The sequence below is a fragment of the Roseateles sp. P1_C1_2 genome, assembly GCF_056406535.1.
The window spans coordinates 1-2,577 of the sequence record NZ_JBFUAB010000048.1; the positions used below are offsets into that span (position 1 = coordinate 1).

At 70.7% G+C, this 2,577-nt stretch carries 2 protein-coding genes; both read left to right on the top strand.

Features of this window, described 5'->3' with window-relative positions; translation table 11 throughout:
• The first annotated feature begins 113 nt into the window (after nt 1-113).
• Nucleotides 114-1,004 (top strand): tyrosine-type recombinase/integrase, encoded by an 891-nt coding sequence (locus AC1D2H_RS29430; protein ID WP_478013355.1) that lies wholly within the window; start codon nt 114-116, stop codon nt 1,002-1,004.
• 25 nt (nt 1,005-1,029) lie between these two features.
• Nucleotides 1,030-2,235 (top strand): IS91 family transposase, encoded by a 1,206-nt coding sequence (locus tag AC1D2H_RS29435; RefSeq protein WP_478013356.1) that lies wholly within the window; start codon nt 1,030-1,032, stop codon nt 2,233-2,235.
• Nucleotides 2,236-2,577 lie beyond the last annotated feature (342 nt).

Here is a 2,577-nt window from a genome sequence, read left to right on the forward strand (position 1 = left end):
GTTGGTTGAACTAAACCGCTGACGCGGTGGTGTGCTGGCTGGGAAGCCAGCAGGTTGAACGGCGTACCTTGACCGATGCGGGCATGTGCCCGAGCGGATCAAGGAGAGCCGTCATGGCTGCCATCACCCCGACCCAGATCAGCCCGCTGCGCCAGCGCATGCTCGACGCACTGCAACTGCGCGGCATGGCGCCGCGCACCCAGGAGACCTACGTCGACGCCGTGTCTCGCCTGGCGCGGCACTACCACCGCAGCCCCGAGCTGCTCAGCGCTGATGAGGTGCAGGCCTACCTGCTGTACCTGCTGCGCGAACGGCACCTTGCCCGCGCCAGCCTGAACTTGTACGGCTGCGCGTTTCGCTTCCTCTACCGCACGGTTCTCGCGCTGGACGGCGAGACCTTCCAGATCCCGCTGGGCCCCGCGCCCCAGGCCCTGCCCGAAGTGCTGGCGCGCGCCGAACTCGCACGGCTGTTTGACTGCGCTTGCCACGCCAAGGCGCGCAGCTTCCTGCAGCTGGCCTATGGCACAGGGCTGCGCGTCTCGGAGCTGTGCAGCCTGCGCGTCGAACACATCGATAGCCACGCCGACCGCATGTGCATCCACGTCGTGCAGGGCAAGGGCGCCAAGGACCGCTTCGTGCCACTGAGCCCCGACACCCTGGCCGTGGCGCGCGCTTGGTGGCGGGTCGGGCGTCCGCGCGGTTGGCTGTTTGCCTCGCAGCGCGATCCCAAGCTGGCGTTGGACATCTGTGTTGCCCAGCGCTGGTACCGCCGCGCCTGCGCCCACGCCGGCATCACCAAGCGCGGCGGCATCCACACCTTGCGCCACTGCTATGCCACGCATCTGCTGGAGGCCGGGGTGGACCTGCACAACCTGCAGCAGTGGCTCGGCCACAGCCACATCAGCACCACGATGCGCTACCTCCATCTGGCCCGCCCGGACGCCCCCGATGCGGCCCGCCGCCAACCCTTGGCGCTGCTGAGCTCGCTGCCGACGCTGCACTGACGGCTCGATCCCCGCAGAGCCGACCATGGCTGCCACGCTGGCTGAGGTGCTGCACCGCTTCGGGGCCGAGTACCTGAGCCACCACACGCTGAGCAGCGCACAGGCCCGCGCCTGGCGCGCCATCGTGGCCTGTCGCACGGCAGCCCTGGGCGGCGAGCGGCTGCGCTGCGAGGGCTGCGGCAACGAGCACTGGCGCTGGCACAGCTGCCGCAACCGCCACTGCCCGCAGTGCCAGACCCGCAGCCGCGACGCCTGGCGCGCCGCAAGGCTGAGTGAGCTGCTCACCGCGCCCTACTGCCACCTTGTCTTCACCTTGCCGCATGAGCTCAACGCGCTGGCCAGTGTGCATGCACGCTGGGTCTACGACACGCTCATGCACGAGGCCGCCGCCACGCTCACCGAGTTCGCGGCCAACCCCCGCTGGCTCGGTGGCACGCCTGCCTTCACGCTGGTGCTGCACACCTGGACGCAGGACCTGCGGCGCCACCTGCACGTGCACGCGCTGATGGCCTGCGGCGCGCTGAAGCCGAGCGCGGAGCCAGGCGCGGGCCCGGCGAGTTGGGTGCTGCCCGCCCGCAGCGAGCGATTCCTGTTCCCGGTGCATGCGCTGAGCCGCGTCTTCAAGGGCAAGTTCATGGCGGCGCTGCAAGCTGCCGAGCAAGCGGGCGAGCTGCCGCGCGACCCGGCCGATGCCAGCGCACGCCGGGCGAGAACGCAAGCGCTGCGCCGCCACGGCTGGGTCGTCTACGCCAAGACCCCACTGGCCGGGCCGGCGGCCGTGCTGGACTACCTCAGCCGCTACACCCACCGCACCGCCATCGGCCACGAGCGGCTGGTGGGCATTGACGCCGACGCGGTGCGACTGCGCGTGCGCGCTGATGACCATGGCCGCAAGCGCACGATCTCGATGCCGGGCGAGCAGTTCATCGCCCGGCTGCTGCAGCACGTGCTGCCCAGCGGCTTCAAGCGTATCCGCCACTACGGGCTGCTGGCACCGTGCGCCAAGACCGAGCGGCTGGCGCAGGCGCGGCGACTGCTGGCCATGCCGGCGGCCAACCCACAGGCGCAGGAAGATGCCCGGGCCTTCATGAAGCGTGTGGCCGGCATCGAGGTCAACACCTGCCCCCACTGCCAGGGCCGCTGGCGCGTGGTGGAGCAGCGCGGGGCGGACTTGCCGGCGCTGCGAGGGCTGCTGCCGGAGCGCGGCGCCCTGTGCCGGGGGCCGCCATGACGGGTGCCACGGGGCCAGGCCAGGCGAAGAGCGCAGCGACCCAGACCGCGTCGCGGCAGCCCTGTTCACGCCGCGCTCGGGGTCGCGCGAAGACGGCCCTGCTCACTGCGTGCCGAGCGAGCCGCCATCGCTTCTTGCGAGCCGTGCGGCGGGCCAAGCAGGAGCGGCTCGTTCACCCGGGTGAATCCGCACTGGTCCGGCGGGGGATTTGAAACTTACATTCCCCATATCGCCGCCGCCTGACGCTACCGTCGGGAGGGCGGTTCAGTCCAACAGGTTTATCCGCCGCCGCCATGCCCAGACTTCTTCCAACCTCGCCTGGGCGGCGGATAAACGCTATTC

Bases quoted from the DNA above. Each gene is read 5' to 3' on its own strand.
- AC1D2H_RS29430 (WP_478013355.1), top strand. From the start codon at position 114: ATGGCTGCCATCACCCCGACCCAGATCAGCCCGCTGCGCCAGCGCATG.
- AC1D2H_RS29435 (WP_478013356.1), top strand. From the start codon at position 1,030: ATGGCTGCCACGCTGGCTGAGGTGCTGCACCGCTTCGGGGCCGAGTAC.